13 protein-coding genes are annotated in these 20525 nt (G+C 63.3%); all 13 read left to right on the top strand.

Annotated features, from left to right (window positions below):
• Positions 1 to 54: 54 nt before the first annotated feature.
• The 13 genes from IGS58_RS28245 (at position 55) to IGS58_RS28305 (ending at position 20435) form a co-directional block, all read left to right on the top strand.
• Positions 55 to 1692 (top strand): ShlB/FhaC/HecB family hemolysin secretion/activation protein, encoded by a 1638-nt coding sequence (locus IGS58_RS28245; RefSeq protein WP_230523253.1) that lies wholly within the window; start codon positions 55 to 57, stop codon positions 1690 to 1692.
• 56 nt (positions 1693 to 1748) lie between these two features.
• Positions 1749 to 3530, top strand: coding sequence for a DUF2341 domain-containing protein (locus IGS58_RS28250; RefSeq protein WP_230523254.1), 1782 nt, complete (start codon positions 1749 to 1751; stop codon positions 3528 to 3530).
• 13 nt (positions 3531 to 3543) lie between these two features.
• Entirely contained in the window at positions 3544 to 3954 is a 411-nt protein-coding gene (locus IGS58_RS28255; protein ID WP_070260505.1) for an ExbD/TolR family protein, read from the top strand.
• A gap of 10 nt (positions 3955 to 3964) precedes the next feature.
• Positions 3965 to 4681: an energy transducer TonB family protein gene (locus IGS58_RS28260; protein ID WP_225317135.1), complete on the top strand. Its 717-nt coding sequence runs from the start codon at positions 3965 to 3967 to the stop codon at positions 4679 to 4681.
• A 66-nt stretch (positions 4682 to 4747) separates the two neighbouring features.
• Entirely contained in the window at positions 4748 to 6457 is a 1710-nt protein-coding gene (locus IGS58_RS28265; RefSeq protein ID WP_230523255.1) for a putative porin, read from the top strand.
• 9 nt (positions 6458 to 6466) lie between these two features.
• Positions 6467 to 7156, top strand: coding sequence for a hypothetical protein (locus tag IGS58_RS28270; RefSeq protein ID WP_230523256.1), 690 nt, complete (start codon positions 6467 to 6469; stop codon positions 7154 to 7156).
• A 29-nt stretch (positions 7157 to 7185) separates the two neighbouring features.
• Entirely contained in the window at positions 7186 to 7674 is a 489-nt protein-coding gene (locus IGS58_RS28275) for a YbjN domain-containing protein (RefSeq protein WP_230523257.1), read from the top strand.
• Positions 7675 to 7882: 208 nt separating this feature from the next.
• A complete protein-coding gene (locus IGS58_RS28280) occupies positions 7883 to 10987 on the top strand; it encodes a DEAD/DEAH box helicase (RefSeq protein WP_230523258.1) in 3105 nt (1034 codons plus the stop codon).
• Between the two features lie 49 nt (positions 10988 to 11036).
• On the top strand, positions 11037 to 12173 hold the full coding sequence (locus IGS58_RS28285) for a PAS domain-containing sensor histidine kinase (protein ID WP_230523259.1): 1137 nt from the start codon (positions 11037 to 11039) through the stop codon (positions 12171 to 12173).
• Positions 12174 to 12310: 137 nt separating this feature from the next.
• Positions 12311 to 12991 (top strand): response regulator transcription factor, encoded by a 681-nt coding sequence (locus IGS58_RS28290; RefSeq protein ID WP_034780956.1) that lies wholly within the window; start codon positions 12311 to 12313, stop codon positions 12989 to 12991.
• A 298-nt stretch (positions 12992 to 13289) separates the two neighbouring features.
• Positions 13290 to 13997 (top strand): transposase, encoded by a 708-nt coding sequence (locus tag IGS58_RS28295; protein ID WP_230523260.1) that lies wholly within the window; start codon positions 13290 to 13292, stop codon positions 13995 to 13997.
• Between the two features lie 194 nt (positions 13998 to 14191).
• Positions 14192 to 18892, top strand: a complete 4701-nt coding sequence (locus IGS58_RS28300) for a glutamate synthase-related protein (protein ID WP_230523261.1) — start codon at positions 14192 to 14194, stop codon at positions 18890 to 18892.
• 79 nt (positions 18893 to 18971) lie between these two features.
• Positions 18972 to 20435 carry a glutamate synthase subunit beta gene (locus IGS58_RS28305; protein ID WP_070257787.1) on the top strand — a complete coding sequence of 488 codons (1464 nt, stop codon included), beginning with the start codon at positions 18972 to 18974 and terminating at the stop codon, positions 20433 to 20435.
• Positions 20436 to 20525 lie beyond the last annotated feature (90 nt).

The raw sequence follows: 20525 nt of genomic DNA on the forward strand, positions 1-20525 counted from the left end.
GCCGGCCCAGCGCCGCAACACAGGGCAACCGTTTGATTTTAAGGTGAATGGAAGATGCGTGAAATGACAACCAAGGGCAGGGACGTGCCGCCAGCGGCGCCTGCGACCGCCTTGACGATGCTGTGCCTGGCCATGCTGGCGCTGCCCGGCATGGCGCGCGCGCAGGACGCGGTCCCGGTGGCCGCTCCTGTGGCCGCACCGGAACGGCAGGTGACGATCGAGGAATATCTGGTGCGCGGCAATACCGTGCTCGATGCGCGTGCCATCGAAGAGGCGGTGACGCCCTTTCTGGGGCCGGGCCGCACCCTGAAGGACGTGGAAGGGGCGCGCGACGCCCTCGTTGCTGCCTATCAAGCGCGCGGCTACCAGTCCGTCTACGTGGACTTGCCGGAGCAGCAGGTGGAGCAGGGCGTGGTGGTGCTGCAGGTGAGCGAAACGAAGGTGGGACGCTTGCGCGTCGTCGGTGCGCAATACAACTCGCCGCTCGACGTGCGCCAGCAAGTGCCGGCCTTGACGGAAGGCAAGGTGCCGGACTTTACCCAGGCGCAAGTGGAACTGACGGCCCTGAACCGCGGTCCCAAGCGCCAGGTGATGCCGCTGGTCAAGCAGGGCAGCCTGCCCGGCACCATGGACGTGGACTTGAAAGTGGACGACAGCAGCCCGTGGCGCGCCAGCATCGGCTTGAACAACGACTACAGCGCCGATACCAAGAAGCTGCGCAGCAGCATGTCGGTCGGCCACGACAACCTGTGGCAGCTCGGGCATAGCGCGACCATCAGCTTTTTCGGCACGCCGGGTGACCTGAACCAGACCAAGGTGTGGTCCGCCTCGTACGTGGCGCCGATCGGCACGCAGGGCTGGAGCGTGGAAGCGACCGGCTACCAGTCGAACAGCAACGTGGCCAGCACGGGCGGCACCAGCGTACTGGGCAAGGGCCACGCGCTGGGCATGAAAGTCAATTACACGGTGCCCAACAGCGGCATCTGGTGGCACAGTTTTTCTGCCGGCATCGATTTCAAGGATAACCAGGAAGCCTTGAAACTCAATGGCACGGGCAGCAATATTCCGCTCAAGTACGTGCCCCTGAGCGTGTCGTATAACGGCTTTGCGCAGACGGATGCGGCGACGTATGGCCTGGGCCTGTCGCTGGTGGCCGGCACGCGCGCCGCGTTCGGCTATGGCAGCAACAGCGCCGCCTACGACAACAAGCGCTACAAGGCTTCGCCCAGCTTCCTCGTCCTGAAGGGCGACGCCAACGCCACCTACACCCTGGGCAGCGGCGCGCAGCTGCATGGCCGCCTGTCGGGCCAGCTGGCCGATGCGGCGCTCGTGTCGGGCGAGCAGATGGCCGCCGGCGGCGCCAATTCCGTGCGCGGCTACCTGTCGGCCGAAGCGACGGGCGACTACGGCATTTCCGGCACCGTCGAATGGCGCACGCCCCAGCTGACGTATTTCAGCCGCCTGGAAAACTGGCGCCTGTTTGCCTTTGCCGATGGCGCGCGCCTGCGCCTGCGCGACCCGATGGTCGAGCAGAAAGACCTGTTCGGCCTGGCCTCGGTGGGCGTGGGCAGCAGCTTCCAGTTCCTGCGCTACCTGAATGGCCGCATCGATTTCGCTTACCCGCTGCGCGATGGCCCGCGCACGCACAAACACGTGCGCCGCATCAATTTCAACCTGTCGGCCAGCTACTGACGGGCCAGCTCACCAGCACTGCACTTTTTTAGACTTTTCTTCGGAGAATCACTGTCATGCAACGTTTTCTTTTTCTGCTCACGATCCTGGGCACGCTCGTTCCCGGCCTGGCGCATGCCTGGTGGCAGCCCGACTGGGCTTACCGCAAACCCGTCACCATCGACGCCGGCCCGAAGGCGGGCGCCGTGGGCGGCGATCCCGGCCGCATTCCCGTGCTGCTGCGCTTGCATTCCGGTAACTTCAACTTCGAAGGCGTCAGCGACAACGGCGCCGACCTGCGCTTCGTGGCAGGCGACGACAAGACGGTGCTGAACCACCAGATCGAACAGTTCAACCCGCTCCTGGGCATCGCCCTGATCTGGGTCGACGTGCCGGCCCTGACGGCGGGCACGCCGCAGCAGCTGTGGATGTACTACGGCAATCCGAAGGCGCCTGCTTCCGGCAATGGCCAGCGCACCTTCGACCCCGACTACAGCCTCGTGTACCACTTCACCGAGCCTGGCGTGCCTTCGCGCGACAGCACCGCCTACGGCAACCATGCCCAGACGGCCGTGCCGGCGCTGGACGGTTCCGTCATCGGCGCCGGCGCCCGCCTGGGTACGGCACCGCTGATGCTGCCTGCCTCGCCTTCGCTGGCGCTGGCCGCCGGCGCGCCATTCACCTTTTCCGCCTGGGTGCGTCCCGATAACCTGGGCCCGCAGCAAGTGCTGTATGCGCGCCGCGACGGCGCCAATGAATTGCTGATCGGCGTCGACCAGGGCGTGCCTTTCGTGCAGGTGAATGGCCAGCGCAGCAAGCCAGGCCAACCGATCCAGGCCGCGCAATGGTCGCACCTGGCCGTGAAAGCCGATAAAGCCAACGTGGCCCTGTACGTGGGCGGCCGTCCGGCCGTGTCGCTGGCCACCGCGCTGCCAGCCTTCACGACGGCCGCCTCGGTGGGCGCCGATGCGCCGCCGGTCGCCTCCGGTACCTCCACCCTGAACAACTTCACGGGCGCCATCGACGAGCTGCGCCTGTCGCGCACGGCCCGTCCCGATGCCCTGCTGCTGGCCGACGCCGTCTCGCAAGGTTCCGAATCGCGCCTGGCCGTGTTTGGCGCCGATGAACAGCAAGCGGGCAAAAGCCATTTCGGCTTCATCATCGCCGCCATGCCGCTCGACGCGTGGATCGTCGTCGGCGTGCTGGGCCTGATGATGGTCTTGTCGTGGATCATCATGATCGGCAAGGGCCGCAGCTATGGCGCCATCTCGCGCGCCAATGCGCAATTCATGCAGTCGTTCCACGAAGCAGCCGGCGCGCCGCTCGACCACCTGGCGCGCAACGGCAAGCTGAGCGCTTCCGTGAAGACGGATTCCTCGCTGTGGCGCCTGTATGACGTGGCCATCGACGAAATGCGCCGCCGCCATGACCGCGGCTACGACTTGAACGCGGTCTCGAACGCGACCATCGGCGCCATCCGCGCCGCCATGGATGGCGTGATGGTGCGCGAAAGCGAACGCATGTCGAAACGCATGATCTGGCTCTCGACCACCATCGAAGGCGCGCCATATGTCGGCCTGTTCGGCACCGTGATCGGCATCATGCTGGTGTTCGTCGTGGCGGCCATGGCCGGCGCCGTGGACATCAACTCGGTGGCGCCGGGCATGGCGGCAGCGCTGCTGTGTACGGCGGCCGGCCTGGGCGTGGCGATTCCCGCCCTGTTCGGCTACAACTGGCTGTCCTCGCGTTCGGACGCCATCGTTGCCGACATGGCCGTCTTCGTCGATGAGTTCGCCACGCGCCTGGCTGAAGAGCAGGGCGACGGACGCCAGATGCGTCCCGTGCTGCAACAGGCGTGAGGGGCGCATAACCATGGCCACCTCCGCCAAGTTTACCCCCCGCAAGCGTAGCGGCGGCATCAACATCACGCCCTTCGTCGACGTGCTGCTGGTGGTGCTGGTGATCTTCATCTTGACCAGCAACGCCAGCATTCCCGGCATCAAGGTCGACCTGCCCAAGGCCAGTTCGGCCGTGGCGCTGGAAAAACCGAAGACCAAGGCCATCACCATCGACAACGCGGGCCAGGTCTTCCTCGACGCCTATCCCGTCACCTTGCCCGAGCTGGAAGAGCGCCTGCGCACGGAAAAGGCCCTGACGCCCGACTTCCCCGTGATCGTGCGCGGCGATGCCGCCGTGCAATACGCGAAAGTGGTCGAAGTGCTGGACTTGTTGCGCCGCATCGACCTGAACCAGGTGGGCCTGGTGACCGGCAAGCCGGCATGAGGAGCGCAAGGTGAAGCGTGACGACATGATGAAGATGGCCGCCTCGGAATCGTCGGGCGCGGCGCAGTGGTGGCGCCGCTGGGGCGGCGTGGCCGGCGGCGTGCTGCTGGCTGGCGCGCTGGCCGCGCTGGTCTGGTATTTGCTGTCGGACACGGCAGCCACCAAGCGCGAAGTGGCGGCGCCGCCGATGCTGATGCTGCCTCCTCCGCCGCCACCGCCACCGGAACCGGAAAAACTGCCGGAACCGACGCCGGACAAGGTGGTGCCGGAAGTGTCGGAGCCGGAACCGACGCCGGCCGACAAGCCCATGGATGACGCGCCGGAAAGCCCGTCGCCGGACAAGGGCGACCCCGTCACCATCGACGGCGCGGCGCAGGCCGGCAGCGATGCCTTCGGCATCCAGGCCGGGCGCGGCGGCGGCATGACGGGCGGCGGCGGTGGCGGCGGTCTCGGCGCGGGATCGTATGGCCGCTATGTGGCCAACGCGCTGCAGCTGGCCTTTGCCCGCGACCCGCGCACGCGCCAGCTGGCGTTTGCCGACATCCGCGTCGACCTGTGGCTCGATACGGAAGGCAAGACGACGAAGGTGCAGCTGGTGCAAGGCACGGGCAATGCGCAGACGGATGAGCAAGTGCTGGCCATGGTGCGCGACTTCCGCGCCGATGAGCGGCCACCGGCATCCCTGCGTTTCCCGGCCCGCGTATCCATTAAAGGTCGGCGCCCGTAAGCGCATGAACTAATTCCTCATTTACCGAAAGAAGCGATGAATTCCTTATTTTCTCCCTCACAGCGCATGCGCCGCCTTCCGCTGGCGCTGGCTGCCCTGGCCCTGAGCGTGGCGGCGGGCGCAGCACAAGCCCAGTCCGCGGCACCGGCCGACAGCACCATGGTCAAACTGATCCGCGGCCTGATCCAGAGCGGCGCCCTGAACAAGGATGCCGGCGAAGCGCTGCTGGCGCAGGCGCAGAGCGAAGCGCTGGCCGCGGCGCAAGCCCGCCCTGCCGCCGCACCGGCGGCCCTGGCGCAGGTACAGCCGGGCGACGTGCGCGTGCCGTATATTTCGCAAACCGTGCGCGAGCAGATCCGCGACGAGATCAAGGGGCAAGTGCTGGCCGAGGCGAAGGCGGGCGGCTGGGCGGCGCCGAATGAAACGCCGGCCTGGACCAAGCGCATCCGCCTGGAAGGCGATGTGCGCGCGCGCTACGAATCGCGCTATTACGACATGGCCAACAGCAATATCGAGATCGACTGGCGTTCGCTCAACAGCGGCAGCGGCTACGACGTCAATTCGAATACCAACCTGGCCCTGCCGGCGCTGCTGAACACGCGCGAAGACCGCAAGCACTTGCTGCGCGCCCGCGCCCGCCTGGGCATCCTGGCCGACATTTCCGACAGCACGCAAGCAGGCATCCGCCTGGCCAGCGGCAATGACGACAGCCCCGTGTCCACCACGCAAACCCTCGGTGGCGGCCTGGGCAAGAAAAACATCTGGCTGGACCAGGCCTGGCTGTCCTACCAGCCCGCTTCCTGGCTGAAACTGACGGCGGGCCGCTTCGACAATCCGTTCGTTTCCGGCGATGAACTGTTTTCCAGCGAACTCAATTTCGACGGCATCGCCGCCAAGGTGCAGCAACCCCTCGGCGACAGCAAGGACGTCACCGTGTTCGGTACCCTGGGCCTGATTCCGCTCGAGTATTCATCCGACAATGCGCCTAGCCGCAGCCAGGCAAAAATGTCCAGCGAAAACAAGTGGCTGCTGGGCGCGCAAGTGGGCGCTTCGTGGAAGATCAATAGCGACCATCAGTTGCGCGGCGCACTGGCTTACTACAACTTCCGCAATATCAGCGGCGAGTATTCGCAGCCGTGCGCCCTGTACGCGGGCGCCGATGGCTGCAGCACGGACTGGTCGCGTCCATCGAGCATGCAAAAAGGCAATAGCTTGATGCTGCTGCGCAATATCGCTTTGAACCCGCTGGACCCGGCGAATACGCCGCAGCCGCAATTCGTGGGCCTGGCCTCGAAATTCCGCCTGGCCAACCTGAATGCGCGCTGGGATAGCAAGGTTGCCGGCGGCACGGACTTGCGCATCGAAGGCGATTATGTGCGCAACATGGCTTACGACAAGAACGCCATGTGGGCGCGCGCCAAGGGCGGCATCATGAACAACTTCGGCGGCACGGGCGGCGTCTCGCAAGCCGATTTCAGGAGCGGTGGCAATGCCTACATGCTGCAGGCGACCTTGGGCAAGGCCAGCCCTGCGGCGCGCGGCGACTGGAACGTTTTGCTCGGCTACAAGCGCATCGAACCGGATGCCTTGCCTGACGCCTACAACGATTCCACCTTCCACCTGGGCGGCACGAATGCGCGCGGCTACTACCTGGGCGGCGCGTATGCGCTCGACAAGAATACCTGGCTGAACGGCCGCTGGACGTCGAGCCGCGAAGTGTTCGGTTCGGCACTGTCGATCGACACCCTGCAAATCGAATTGAACGCGCGTTTTTAAGGAGCCATGATGTTGATATCCAACAAAATGCGCCTGCCTTTACTGCTGCTGAGTTTGCTGGCCGCCAGCACGGCCCAGGCGCAGAAGGGGCAGAGCATGGAAGAGCGCTTGCGGGCCGAGTTGCGCAATGTCACGGCGCAATTGCATCAGACGCGCGGCGAGCTGGAATTGCTCAAAGCCAAGGGCGTGCCTGCCGCCAAGGCGCCGGCTGCCGCCGCGCCCGCCAGCGATGGCTTGAAAAAGGAGCTGGCACGCAGCCAGTCGCAACTGGCGCAGGAGCGCGCGCAGCGGGAAAAACTGGGCGAGCAGCAACAGCGCAGCGCCGCCGCCGCGCAAGAGGCAAGCGCCAGCCTGGCGCAGTACCGCCAGGCCAGCGAACGGCTGGCCGCCACGGGCAAGCAGATCGAAGCGGAGCGTGCGCGTCTCGACGGCGAAGTGGCGTCGCAGCGGGGCGCCCTGGCACGCTGCGAAAGCAAGAATGCCCAGCTGTATGCGGCCGGACAGGAAATCCTGCAAGCGTATGAAGGACTCGACGTGCTGGACGTCATGAAGGCGCGCCAGCCGTTCGCCGCGCAAAGCAGAGTGAAACTCGAACAGATTGCCCAGCAGTACGGTGATCAGCTGTACCAGGGGCGCTTTGATGCGCGTCAAACCGAAGCGGCAGCAACGCCGGCCGCGCCCGCGCCGGCTCCCCAGTAATTTTACTTTTTGAAATGAATGGAATGACGATGGAAAACACGAATAGCTTGCTGACCACCCTGAATGCGGAACAAACGGCCGAGGCCATCAAGGCGGCCGGCTGCGCCGTCACCAGCATCGAACACGACGGTGTCGTGCGCCTGCACAGCGCCAGCCATGGCATCGGCTTTCAGGTGCTGTGGGGCAATGAAGCATCGCCTGGCCAGTATGCGGATCTGACCCTGAGCTGCCCGCTGCGCGTGCAGGGCGGCGACTTGCCGGCCGGCTTGCTGGCCGAATGGCACCGCAGCAAGCGTTTTGCCCGCGTAGCCCAGCATGGCGATTTCGTCGTGCTGGAAATGGATGTGCTGGTCGCCGGTGGCGTCAGCCGCGAGTACCTGAATATCAATCTGCAACTGTGGACGCAGATGATGGGCCAGTTCTTCTTGTTTTTGCGCAACTTTACGCCGGCCGATACGAGCACCGCTCCGCTCGTCGAGGCCGCCAACGTGGCAGAAGAAGAAACTGTGCCGGCCTGACAAGCGGGCCAACGGCAGCAAAAAAGGCCCGTGACGGGCCTTTTTTGCCGTCTGCGGGTCCCAAGTGTCGTATTAAATACTTATTTTTTAGGCATCGCGCATTAAAACTGCTCAAAGAGCGTGTGTGAATCAAGCCAGCAACGGCTGTATGGCGGATAATATTGCCTGTTGCCGATTTGGATACGACCTTTACACAAAAATGCGCCCCATGGATTTTACCCGCGACGAAACCAGTGAAACCCCAGTTGCCCCGGCCAGTGCGCCGGGAGCGCCTTTGCCGTATGCCGTCGCCACCTGGCTGCAGCGGGTGGAGGCTGCCGCCCATCCGAAGGCCGTGCTGACCATTGCCGAGCCTGATCCCAAACTCAACCAGCACCGGCTGATCTACGTGCTGGCGCCCACCAGCGGTGGCCGCCACGTGGCCCTGTGCCTGTACAAGGCGCGGCTGCGGCCGAATGGGGACGTGGCGGCGGCTTCTCCCATCAGCGAAATCTTTTCCCTGCTGTCGGCGCCGCCCACGTTCCTGACGCCAGCCGACGAAGACCTCGTGCGTTTCTTCGTGGCCATGCGCAGCGGGCAGAATTCGCAGACGGGCAGCGCCACGGAGCCGAAGGGCAAGGTGGGTGCGGCCCTGCTGAAAATGCTGGCCGAGCAGGATAAATTGTTGTGGGCCAATTCCTGGGCCGACGTCGGCAATGGTCTCGTGTATCCGTTGAAGGAAGGTCCCGTGCGTCCCGCGCGCCTGTTCTGGCGCGACGAAGGCAAGACCATGCGCCTGGGCTGGCAAGTGGACCCGCCGGAAGGCGCGAAACACCACGGCGCCGACCAGATCGACTACATGCTGCCCACCGATCCGCCGTGGTACATCGACAACCTGTCGTGCGGCGTGCTGGAATTGAACCAGGGCGGCTCCGACATTTCCTTGGCCGACTTGCAGGCGCTGGTGGCGCAGGCGCCGCCGTTGAACGCGAACGACAAGGTGCGCGTGTCGCAATTGCTGCTGGCGCAGGGCTTGCAGCATTTGATGCCGCTGCCGCAGCCGTTGCCGCAGCGCTTGCGCAAGGACGTGCCGGCGCAGCCGGTCTTGCTGCTCGACAGCGCCATGCTGGCCGATGGCAGCGCGCAGCGCTGGAGCGACTTCGCCGTGCTGTCCTACGACTACGATGGCGAGCGCGTCGCGTTCGACCCGTCGCAGCGCGTGGTGCGGCAAGTGGGCGAGGTGACGGAAATTATCCAGAGAAACACGGTCGATGAAGCGCGCGCGCTGGCCACCCTGGCCGAGCTGCAATTCAAGAAGCCGGGCTCCGCCCCCTTGAGCGGCTTGAAGGGCGCCTTGCAACTGCCTTCCCAGGCGGAATGGCTGCGTTTTGCCGAGGCCGGCATCGACGCCTTGCGCAAACAGGGCTGGATCGTGGAAAAAACGGCCAAGTACCGCTACGACGTGAGCGACGTGGGCGACTGGTACGCGGAAATCGACGACCAGGATCCGGACAGCGGCAACGCCTGGTTCGAGCTGGAACTGGGCATCGTCGTCAACCACGAGCGTGTGCCGCTGCTGCCCGTGCTGGTGCAGCTGATCCGCAACGCGCCCAACGATTTCAACCCGAAAGTCATCGAAGCGCATGCGGACGATGACCAGATGCTGGCGACCTTGCCGGACGGCACGCGCGTGGCCCTGCCGTGGGGCAGGGTGCGCCCCATCCTGAACACGCTGGGCGAACTGTATTTCAGCGACAAGATCAAGCATGCCGTGCGCATGTCGACGCTGGATGCGGCGCGCCTGGAAGAGCTGGCGCGCGGCCTGGACATGCAATGGACGGGCGGCGAGCAGCTGCGCGCCATGGGCCGCAAGCTGAGCCAGTTCGGTTCCGTGCAAAAAGTGGCGGCCCCAGCGGGCCTGCAGGCAACCTTGCGCGACTACCAGGCCGATGGCCTGGCGTGGATGCAATTCCTGCGCGACCATGACCTGGCGGGGATTCTGGCCGATGACATGGGCCTGGGTAAAACTGTGCAGACCCTGGCGCATATCCTGGTGGAAAAGGAAGCGGGCCGTCTCACGCATCCGGCCCTGGTGATTGCACCGACGAGTCTGATGGGCAACTGGCAGGACGAGGCAGCAAAATTTGCGCCCAGCCTGAAAGTGCTGCTGCTGCAAGGCAAGGACCGCGCCCAGCAATTCGACCAGATCGACCAATGCGACCTGGTGCTGACCACCTACGCCCTGTTGCCGCGCGACGAGGAAACCCTGCGCGAGCACGATTTCCATCTGGTCATCCTCGACGAATCGCACTACATCAAGAATACGCGCAGCAAGGCGGCGCAAAGCGCGGGCCTGTTGCGCGCGCGCCATCGCCTGTGCCTGTCCGGCACGCCGCTGGAAAATCACCTGGGCGAGCTGTGGTCGCAATTCCACTTCCTACTGCCGGGCTTGCTGGGCGACGAGAAGACCTTCAATACGCAATTCCGCCATCCGATCGAGCGCCAGGACGACCCGCTGCGCCGCATGCTCCTGAACCGCCGCATCAAGCCTTTCCTGCTGCGCCGCACGAAGGACAATGTGGCCAAAGAGCTCCCGCCGAAGACGGAAATGGTGCGCAAGGTGGAATTGACTGGGCCGCAACGCGACCTGTATGAAACCGTGCGTCTGGCGATGGATCAAAAGGTGCGCGAAGAAATCGACAAGAAGGGCGTGGCGCGCAGCCAGATCGTCATCCTCGAAGCGCTGCTGAAACTGCGCCAGGTCTGCTGCGATCCGCGCCTGGTGAAATCCTTGCCGGCGAAGAAGCAGTCGGCCGGCTCGGCCAAGCTGCTCGACCTGATGCAGATGGTGGAAGACTTGCTCGACGAAGGGCGCAAGATCCTTGTGTTCTCGCAATTTACCAGCATGCTGGAATTGATCGAGGAAGAACTGGAATCGCGCGACATTCCCTACGCCTTGCTGACAGGTGAAACGAAGGACCGGGGCGCGCAAGTGGCGGCTTTCCAGCAGGGCGCCGTGCCGATCTTCCTGATCAGCCTGAAAGCGGGCGGCGTCGGCCTGAACCTGACGGCGGCCGACACGGTCATCCACTACGATCCGTGGTGGAACCCGGCGGCGGAAAACCAGGCCACGGACCGCGCCTGGCGCATCGGCCAGGACAAGCCCGTGTTCGTCTACAAGCTGATCGCGAAGGGCACGCTGGAAGAAAAAATCCAGCTGCTGCAGCAAAAGAAATCGGAGCTGGCGCAGTCGATCCTGGCTGAAGGCGAGTCGCAGAAGATGGCCCTCACGCAGGAAGACTTGCAGCAGATTTTCGCCCCGCTGGAAGATTAACGTTGCCGCACGCTTATACTTGGCGATTCTTTCTTGCCAGGTATAACGCATGCTGCCCTTCCTGCCCTTTCTTGTATTGCTGCTGGCCGGCGCCATCCTCATGGCGCTGCGCTTCGTTCAGTTGCGCCGCGCCCTGCTGCGCGCGCGGGCAGGCGAAGCGCAGTTCCGCCTGCTGGCCGAGCACGGGCGCGACACGGCCTTCCTGCTCGATGCCACGACCCTGGAATTGCTCTACATCAGCCCCGCCGCGCAACGCCTGACGGGCCACGACTTGCCTGCCTTGCGCGCGCACGCGGCGCAGCTGGCGGCGGATGTGCCGGCCCGGCTGCAGCGCTGGCGCGATGGCGATACCAGCCGTTTGACCCTGTTGCGCGAAGTGGAATTGCCGCATGCCGACGGCCACCAGCTGGCCCTGGAAATCCATTCCACCATCGTGCCTGCGGCGGCAGGGCGGGGCGTGACCTTGGCGGGCACGGTGCGCGACGTCAGCGCCGTCCAGGCGCAGGAAGCCGAGCGGGAAAAGGAGCAGAAGCGCTTTGCCTCGATGCTGTCGCACGAATTCCGCACGCCGCTGGCCACAATTGAAGGCGCCATCCAGCGCCTCGTCTCGACATCGCCAGACGCCGACGACGCCACGCGCAAGCGCTACGTGAAAATCCAGACGGCCGTCGACCGTTTGTTGTCCATGATCGACGATTATTTGTCACCTGAACGCATGGCGGCCATCGGCCGCGAGCGGGCCGCCGACGGCATCGCGCCGCTGGCCCTGCTGCAGCAGGCGGCCGCCACCGTGCCGGCCAGCCACCGCGTGCAGCTGGAACTGGACGAGGACTTGCCGGCCAGGTTGCGCTGCGACGTGCCCGGCATGGCGCTGTGCCTGAAAATCCTGCTCGACAATGCCGTCAAGTTCAGCCCGCCTGGCAGCGCCATCACCGTGTCGGCCAAGCTGGTGCCCGAGGGCGGCGTGGCCCTGTGCGTGCGCGATGCGGGGCCCGGCTTGCGGGAAGACGAACTGGCGCAGTTATTCGAAAAAGGAAGCCGTGGAACCTATGCCACGCATCCGGGTGCGGGGCTGGGCCTGTACATGGCGCGCGCCGTGGTGGACGTGCATGGCGGGAGTTTGCAGGGGCATAATCTGCCCGAAGGCGGGGCACTTTTCCGCATTTGGCTGCCGCTTCCTGTCTAGACAAGGAAAAGCCTTGCTTCCGCTGAAGGCAACCGTGATAATTCCTTGACGTAAACCTATTGTGCCGTCCATCATGGTGTAGAAGTGAATGGCATGGTTTGCCCACGGTAGCTCACTAACGGAAGAATGGCGTTGCAATGACGAAAATACTGATCGTCGAAGACAATCTGGACTACGCCGAAGACATGGCGGAGTTTCTCGTTGAGCTCGAACACGAAGTTCATATCACCAGCTCCGCTGGCGGGATGTGGACGGCGTTGAGCCATGGTAATGTTGGCGTGGTGGTACTGGACCTGGGATTGCCCGATGAGGACGGCTTCAACGTCATTCCCCGCATGCGCCAGCTGTATCCGCAAATTGGCGTGCTGGTCCTGACGGGGCGTGTCGCTTTCGACAGCCGCATCCTGGGCTTGCGCCTGGGCGCCGACCACTATCTGACCAAGCCGATCAAATTCCCGGAACTGGCCGCCCACATCGAAGCGCTCGACCGCCGCGTCGGCCCGCAAGATCCCGTGCCCGAGCCGGGCAAGTGGACCTTGAAGGTAAGCGCGCGCCAACTTGAGCTGATGGGTTCAGTCATCGCCCTGACGGAAAAAGAATTCAACTTCCTGCACTTGCTCACCATCAATACCCGCCCCGTGCCGCGCGACGTCATCGTGGCCGGCATGGGCGGCGAAGATCCCGATGCGGGCCGCCGGGTCGACATGCTCGTGTACCGCCTGCGCAAGAAAGCCAAGACGGGCCTGGGCCAGGACTTGCCGCTGCGCAGCGCGTATGGCGAAGGCTACAGCTTGTCGGCCAGTTTCAATTTGTCCTGACCAGCAGAGTCGGTCCGGATGAAATGGCGTGTTCTGCTTGGGCTGCTGTTGATCGTTGGCTTGTCCTGTGCTGCTCTGTGGCTGCGTCAGGAATGGAAAATCGACAGCTGCCTCGACAAGGGCGGCCGCTGGAATTACCCACAGGCTGTTTGCGAAGGCGCATGAACGCCCTGTCGCGAAATTAAGGGACAGAGTCAACCGCTTTTTCCAGCATTTCAAATAAAACAGGGTCAGAGTCGTGCCTTGCGCGTACAAGTGTGTAAAATCAAGCTCTTAGCCTTCTTTTGCCGATTTTGCCATGGCCCGCTTGCCCCGCCTCATCATTCCAGCACTACCCCATTACGTGATCCAGCGCGGCAGCAACCGCCAGCCCGTGTTCCAGGATGCGGCCGACTACGCGCAATTTTTGTCCTGGCTGAAAACTGGCGCAAAAATGTTCAAGGTGGCCATCCATGCCTACGTTTTATTGCCTGATCAGCTACATTTGCTGGCCACGCCCAGCGATGCGACGGGTCTGGGGCAGCTGATGCAGTGGCTGGGACGCTATTACGTGCCGTATTTCAACCAGAAATACGGCCGCGAGGGGGCACTGTGGCAGGGACGCTACAAAACTTCCGTCATCGATCCCGACAATTTCTTCCTCACTTGCTGCCGCTACTTGGAATGCGTACCCGTGCAAACGGGTTTGGCGGGCCAGGCGCTGGACTATAGCTGGTCCAGCTATGCCCACCATGCGGGCGTGCGTCCCGATCCCGTTATCACCGACCATGCGCTGTACTGGGCGCTGGGCAATACGCCGTTCGACCGCGAGGCGGCCTATCTGCGCCTGTTCGAGCAAGGCCTGGGCCGCAGCCAGGTCAAGGTGGTGGAAGAGGCTGTATTGAAGGGCTGGCCGCTGGGTTCCGACGCTTTCAAGCAGGCGCTGGAGTACAAAATGCAGCGGCAAGTGCTGCCGGCCAAGCGGGGCCGTCCCCGCAAAATCGTGGCCGAAGTGGACGCCAATTGAAAAGCATTCGCATTTAAAACAAAAAATGGTTTCTTTCTGACGTTTTATTGAAATTGCTTTTACTATGTCCCTATTAAATTTTTAGAGCGACGGAATCGAATTTAATTCGACTCCGACCCTAATTTTTCTGGTTGAGTTTTTTGTTGCGTTGCACTACTCTAGTTTTTCGATAGTCATATGCAGCGGAGAAGCCCATGAAAGCGCAAGGCCTGTACGACCCAGCCAATGAACACGATGCCTGCGGCGTCGGTTTCGTCGCCCATATCAAGGGCAACAAGACCCATTCGATCGTCGAACAGGGTTTGCTGATTCTGAAAAACCTCGATCACCGGGGCGCCGTGGGCGCCGATGCGCTGATGGGCGATGGCGCCGGCATCCTGATCCAGATTCCTGACCAGTACTACCGCGAAGAAATGGCCAAGCAGGGCGTGGAATTGCCGCCGCCTGGTGAATACGGCGTGGGCATGGTCTTCTTGCCGAAGGAACATGCGTCGCGCATCGCGTGCGAACAGGAAATCGAACGCGCTGTGCGCATCGAGGGACAAGTCGTGCTGGGCTGGCGCAACGTGCCCATCGATACGGACATGCCGATGTCGCCCACCGTGCGCGCCAAGGAACCGGTCATCCGCCAGATTTTCATCGGCCGCGGCCCGGACATCATGGTCACCGACGCGCTCGAGCGCAAACTGTATGTGATCCGCAAATCGTCGGGCCACGCCATCCAGGCCTTGAAACTGCTGCACGGCAAGGAATTCTTCGTGCCGTCGATGTCGGCGCGCACCATTGTGTATAAGGGCTTGCTGCTGGCCGACCAGGTGGGCGTCTATTACAAGGACTTGCAGGATGCGCGCTGCATCTCGGCCCTGGCCCTCGTGCACCAGCGTTTCTCGACGAATACTTTCCCCGAATGGCCGCTGGCCCACCCGTACCGTCTGATCGCCCATAACGGCGAGATCAACACGGTGAAAGGCAACTTCAACTGGATGCGCGCGCGCGAAGGCGTGATGAAGTCGGCCGTGCTGGGCGACGACCTGCAAAAACTGTTCCCCCTGATCTATGAAGGCCAGTCCGACACGGCGTGCTTCGATAATGCGCTGGAACTGCTGTTGATGGCCGGCTACCCGATCGCCCAGGCGATGATGATGATGATTCCGGAAGCGTGGGAAAACCACACGACGATGGACGACAACCGCCGCGCCTTCTATGAATACCACGCGGCCATGATGGAACCGTGGGACGGCCCCGCCGCCATGGCGTTCACGGACGGCCGCCACATCGGTGGCACGCTGGACCGCAACGGCTTGCGTCCCGCGCGCTACATCGTCACGGACGACGACCTGGTGGTGATGGCGTCGGAATCGGGCGTGCTGCCGATTCCCGAGTCGAAGATCATCCAGAAATGGCGCTTGCAGCCTGGCAAAATGTTCCTGATCGACCTGGAAGCGGGCCGCATCATCGACGACCAGGAACTCAAAAACACCTACGCCAACGCCAAGCCATATAAAGCGTGGATCAACTCGGTGCGTATCAAGCTCGACGAGATCAAGCTGGCCGAAGGACAAGCCAAGCTGGACCGCGCGCAAGGCGAAAAAGAGCAGCCATCGTTGCTCGACCGCCAGCAGGCGTTCGGCTATACGCAGGAAGACTTGAAGTTCCTCATGGCGCCCATGGCCGTGGCCGGCGAAGAGGCGACGGGTTCGATGGGCAATGACTCGCCGCTGGCCGTCATGTCGAACAAGCTGAAACCGCTGTATAACTACTTCAAGCAGCTGTTCGCGCAAGTGACGAATCCGCCGATCGACCCGATCCGCGAAGCGATGGTGATGTCGCTCGTGTCCTTCATCGGCCCGAAACCGAACTTGCTCGATACGAACAATGTCAACCCGCCGATGCGCCTGGAAGTGGCGCAGCCCGTGCTGGGCTTTGACGACATGGCCCGTTTGCGCAACATCAGCGCCCACACGGGGGGCAAGTTCAAGTCGTACGAACTGGACATCTGCTACCCGCTGGCCTGGGGCAAGGAAGGCGTGGAAGCGTGCCTGGCCTCGCTGTGCGCGGAAGCCGTCGACGCCGTCAAGTCGGGCCACAACATCCTGATCGTCTCGGACCGCGCCATTTGCGCCGACCAGGTGGCGATCCCCGCGCTGCTGGCCACCTCCACCGTGCATCAGCACCTGGTGAGCAAGGGCTTGCGCGCCTCCACCGGCCTCGTCGTGGAAACGGGCTCGGCCCGCGAAACGCACCACTTCGCCTTGCTGGCCGGCTACGGCGCGGAAGCCGTCCACCCATATCTGGCCATGGAAACCCTGGTCGAGATGGCGCATGGCTTGCCAGGCGACTTGTCGGGTGACAAGGCCATCTACAACTACACCAAGGCTGTCGGCAAAGGCTTGATGAAGGTCATGTCGAAGATGGGCATTTCCACGTATATGTCGTACTGCGGCGCGCAAATCTTCGAAGCCATCGGCCTTAACAAATCGCTGGTCGACAAATACTTCAAGGGCACGGCGTCGAACGTGGAAGGCATCGGCGTGTTTGAAGTGGCGGAAGAAGCGCTGCGCCTGCACGCGCTGGCCTTCGGTAACGATCCCGTGCTGGCCGACAAGCTCGACGCGGGCGGCGAATACGCCTTCCGCGTGCGCGGCGAAGACCACATGTGGACGCCGGATGCGATTGCCAAGCTGCAGCACTCGACGCGCAGCAACAATTTCTCCAGCTATAAAGAGTACGCGCAAATCATCAACGACCAGAGCCGTCGCCACCTGACCCTGCGCGGCCTGTTCGAGTTCAAGCTCGACCCGACCAAGGCCATCCCGCTCGATGAAGTGGAACCGGCCAAGGAAATCGTCAAGCGCTTTGCCACGGGCGCCATGTCGCTCGGCTCGATCAGCACGGAAGCGCACGCGACGCTGGCCGTGGCCATGAACCGCATCGGCGGCAAGTCGAACACGGGCGAAGGCGGCGAAGATCCGAACCGCTACACGCAGGAATTGAAAGGCATCCCGATCCGCCAGGGCGACACCATGGCTTCCGTCGTGGGCGCCGAGCAGATCGTCGTCGACATTCCGCTGCAGGAAGGCGATTCCATGCGTTCGCGCATCAAGCAGGTGGCGTCGGGACGTTTCGGCGTCACGGCCGCCTACCTGAATTCGGCCGACCAGATCCAGATCAAGATGGCGCAGGGCGCAAAACCGGGCGAAGGCGGCCAGTTGCCGGGCCATAAAGTGTCGGAATACATCGCCAGCCTGCGCTTTTCCGTGCCGGGCGTGGGCCTGATTTCGCCGCCGCCGCACCACGATATCTATTCGATCGAAGATCTGGCGCAGCTGATCCATGACTTGAAGAACGCCAATCCGCGCGCTTCGATTTCCGTGAAGCTGGTGTCGGAAGTGGGCATCGGCACGGTGGCTGCCGGCGTGACCAAAGCGAAAGCCGACCACGTGGTCGTCGCCGGCCACGACGGCGGCACGGGCGCTTCGCCATTGTCGTCCGTGAAGCATGCGGGCACGCCGTGGGAGTTGGGTCTGGCAGAAACGCAACAAACACTGGTACTGAACGGCTTGCGCAGCCGCATCCGCGTGCAAGCCGACGGCCAGATGAAGACGGGCCGCGACGTGGTCATCGCCGCCCTGCTGGGCGCCGACGAGATCGGCTTCGCCACGGCGCCGCTGGTGGTCGAAGGCTGCATCATGATGCGCAAATGCCACTTGAATACCTGCCCGGTAGGCGTTGCCACGCAAGATCCCGTGCTGCGCGCCAAGTTCTCGGGCAAACCTGAGTATGTCGTCAATTACTTCTTCTTCGTGGCCGAAGAAGCCCGTCAATTGATGGCGCAGCTGGGCATCCGCACGTATGACGAACTGATCGGCCGCGTGGACTTGCTGGACAAGTCGAAGGCGATTTCGCACTGGAAGGCGCAGGGTCTGGACTTCTCGGCCATCTTCTACAAGCCGGAAACGCCGGATGGCCAGGCTTGCCGCCACGTGGAATTCCAGGACCATGCGCTGGAAAAGGCGCTGGACCACAAGCTGATCGCGCAAGCGCGCGCGGCGCTGGAAAAGGGCGAGCGCGTTTCCTTCATCTCGCCCGTGCGCAACCTGAACCGCACGGTGGGCACCATGCTGTCCGGCGAAGTGGCGAAGAAATACGGCCATGCCGGCTTGCCGGACGACACCATCCACATCCAGCTGCAAGGCACGGCGGGTCAGTCGGCCTGCGCCTTCTTGGCGCACGGCATCACGATCGACCTGGTGGGTGAAGGCAACGATTACGTGGGCAAGGGCTTGTCGGGCGGACGCATCATCGTGCGGCCGAATACGGAATTCCGTGGCTGGGCCGTGGATAACATCATCATCGGCAACACGGTGCTGTATGGCGCCATCGCCGGCGAAGCCTTCTTCAATGGCGTGGCGGGCGAACGCTTTGCCGTGCGCAACTCGGGCGCCACCACGGTGGTCGAGGGCCTGGGCGACCATGGCTGCGAATACATGACGGGCGGCACGGTGGTGGTCCTGGGCAACACGGGACGCAACTTCGCGGCCGGCATGTCGGGCGGCATCGCCTATGTGTATGACCCGGCCGGCGACTTTGCCAGCAAGTGCAACACGGCCATGGTCAGCCTGGACAAGGTCGTGTCCGCAGCGGAACAGCATCTCGACCGCGATGCCTGGCATACGCAGCACCGCGACGGCGTGCCGGAAGCCGACGAGGTCATCCTCAAGCGCCTGATCGAGCGTCACTTCAAGCACACGGGCAGCACCCGCGCCCGTGTCCTGCTGGACGACTGGGCCGCGGCGCGCGGCAAGTTCGTGAAGGTCTTCCCGAACGAATACAAGCGCGCGCTGATTGAGATGGCTGCCGATGCCGCCATGGAAGTCCAAGCCGTCGCCGCCTGAGCCAGCCAAGATCAATCGCATAGAGCAATGACTGGGAGCGGCCAAGCCGCTCCCAGCCAGCAAATACAAAGGAAACATCGTGGGTAAAATTACCGGCTTCATGGAATTCAAGCGCCAGGACGAACACTATCTGGAGCCTGCCGCGCGTCTGAAGAACTACAAGGAATTCGTGCTGCACCTGTCGGACGCGCAAGCGACCGTGCAAGGCGCGCGCTGCATGGATTGCGGCATTCCCTTCTGTACCACGGGTTGCCCCGTGAATAACATCATTCCTGACTGGAATGACCTGGTGTACCGCGGCGCCTACCGCGAAGCGCTGGACATCTTGCATTCGACGAATAACTTCCCGGAATTTACGGGCCGCATCTGCCCGGCGCCGTGCGAATCGGCATGCACCCTGGGCATCCACGAAGATCCGGTCGGCATCAAGTCGATCGAACATAAAATCATCGACATGGGCTGGGAACACGGCTGGGTCACGCCGCAGCCGGCGGGATTCAGCACCGGCAAGAAAGTGGCCATCGTCGGTTCCGGCCCCGCGGGCCTGGCGGCGGCGCAGCAGCTGGCGCGCGCCGGCCATGCCGTCACCGTGTTCGAGAAGAGCGACCGGGTCGGTGGCTTGCTGCGTTACGGCATCCCCGACTTCAAGATGGAAAAATCGCACATCGACCTGCGCGTGAAACAGATGGAAGCCGAAGGCGTGGTCTTCCGCACCAGCGTGCTGGTGGGCAAGGATTTCCCGGCCCATGTCAACAACTGGGCCAAGGAAACCATTTTCCCGGAAGACCTGGAAAAAGAATTCGACGCCGTCATCATGGCCGGCGGCGCCGAGCAGCCGCGCGACTTGCCCGTGCCGGGCCGCGAGCTGAAAGGCGTGCATTTCGCCATGGATTTCCTGCCGCTGCAAAACAAGGTCAACGCGGGCGACAAGCTCAAGGACCAGATCAAGGCGACGGGCAAGCACGTGGTGGTGATCGGCGGCGGCGACACGGGTTCCGACTGCGTCGGCACCTCGAACCGCCATGGCGCCGCCTCGGTGGCCCAGTTCGAACTGATGCCGCAGCCGCCGGAACAGGAAAACAAGCCGCTGGTCTGGCCTTACTGGCCGACCAAGCTGCGCACCTCGTCCTCGCACGAGGAAGGCTGCGAACGCGACTGGGCCGTGGCCACCAAGCGTTTCGAAGGCAAGGGCGGCAAGGTGGAAAAGCTGATCGCCTGCCGCGTCGAGTGGAAAGACGGCAAGATGAGCGAAGTGCCGAACTCGGAATTCGAGATGAAAGCGGACCTGGTGTTCCTGGCCATGGGCTTTGTTTCACCAGTGCAACAAGTGCTGGAAGCGTTCGGCGTCGATACGGATGCGCGCGGCAATGTCAAGGCGACAACGGATGGCGCCGGCTGCTACCAGACGTCGGTGGCCAAGGTGTTTGCGGCAGGCGACATGCGCCGTGGCCAGTCGCTGGTGGTCTGGGCCATCCGTGAAGGGCGCCAGTGTGCGCGTGCCGTCGATGAGTTCCTGATGGGCGCATCCCTGCTGCCGCGCTAAAAAACGAGCAATTGTTCGTTTTTTGCCAGGGCCACGGCGCGGATCGCGACGTGGCCTTTGTTCTTTTTACTTGTCAAGTCAACAGCCATG

Source organism: Janthinobacterium sp. EB271-G4-7A (assembly GCF_020858075.1).
GTDB lineage: Bacteria > Pseudomonadota > Gammaproteobacteria > Burkholderiales > Burkholderiaceae_D > Janthinobacterium > Janthinobacterium lividum.

Excerpts from the sequence above, each read along its gene's own strand:
- IGS58_RS28265 (WP_230523255.1), top strand. The coding sequence starts at position 4,748 with ATGCGCCGCCTTCCGCTGGCGCTGGCTGCCCTGGCCCTGAGCGTGGCG.
- IGS58_RS28285 (WP_230523259.1), top strand. The coding sequence starts at position 11,037 with ATGCTGCCCTTCCTGCCCTTTCTTGTATTGCTGCTGGCCGGCGCCATC.
- IGS58_RS28295 (WP_230523260.1), top strand. The coding sequence starts at position 13,290 with ATGGCCCGCTTGCCCCGCCTCATCATTCCAGCACTACCCCATTACGTG.
- IGS58_RS28245 (WP_230523253.1), top strand. The coding sequence starts at position 55 with ATGCGTGAAATGACAACCAAGGGCAGGGACGTGCCGCCAGCGGCGCCT.
- IGS58_RS28255 (WP_070260505.1), top strand. The coding sequence starts at position 3,544 with ATGGCCACCTCCGCCAAGTTTACCCCCCGCAAGCGTAGCGGCGGCATC.
- IGS58_RS28270 (WP_230523256.1), top strand. The coding sequence starts at position 6,467 with ATGTTGATATCCAACAAAATGCGCCTGCCTTTACTGCTGCTGAGTTTG.
- IGS58_RS28290 (WP_034780956.1), top strand. The coding sequence starts at position 12,311 with ATGACGAAAATACTGATCGTCGAAGACAATCTGGACTACGCCGAAGAC.
- IGS58_RS28300 (WP_230523261.1), top strand. The coding sequence starts at position 14,192 with ATGAAAGCGCAAGGCCTGTACGACCCAGCCAATGAACACGATGCCTGC.
- IGS58_RS28250 (WP_230523254.1), top strand. The coding sequence starts at position 1,749 with ATGCAACGTTTTCTTTTTCTGCTCACGATCCTGGGCACGCTCGTTCCC.
- IGS58_RS28275 (WP_230523257.1), top strand. The coding sequence starts at position 7,186 with ATGGAAAACACGAATAGCTTGCTGACCACCCTGAATGCGGAACAAACG.
- IGS58_RS28280 (WP_230523258.1), top strand. The coding sequence starts at position 7,883 with ATGGATTTTACCCGCGACGAAACCAGTGAAACCCCAGTTGCCCCGGCC.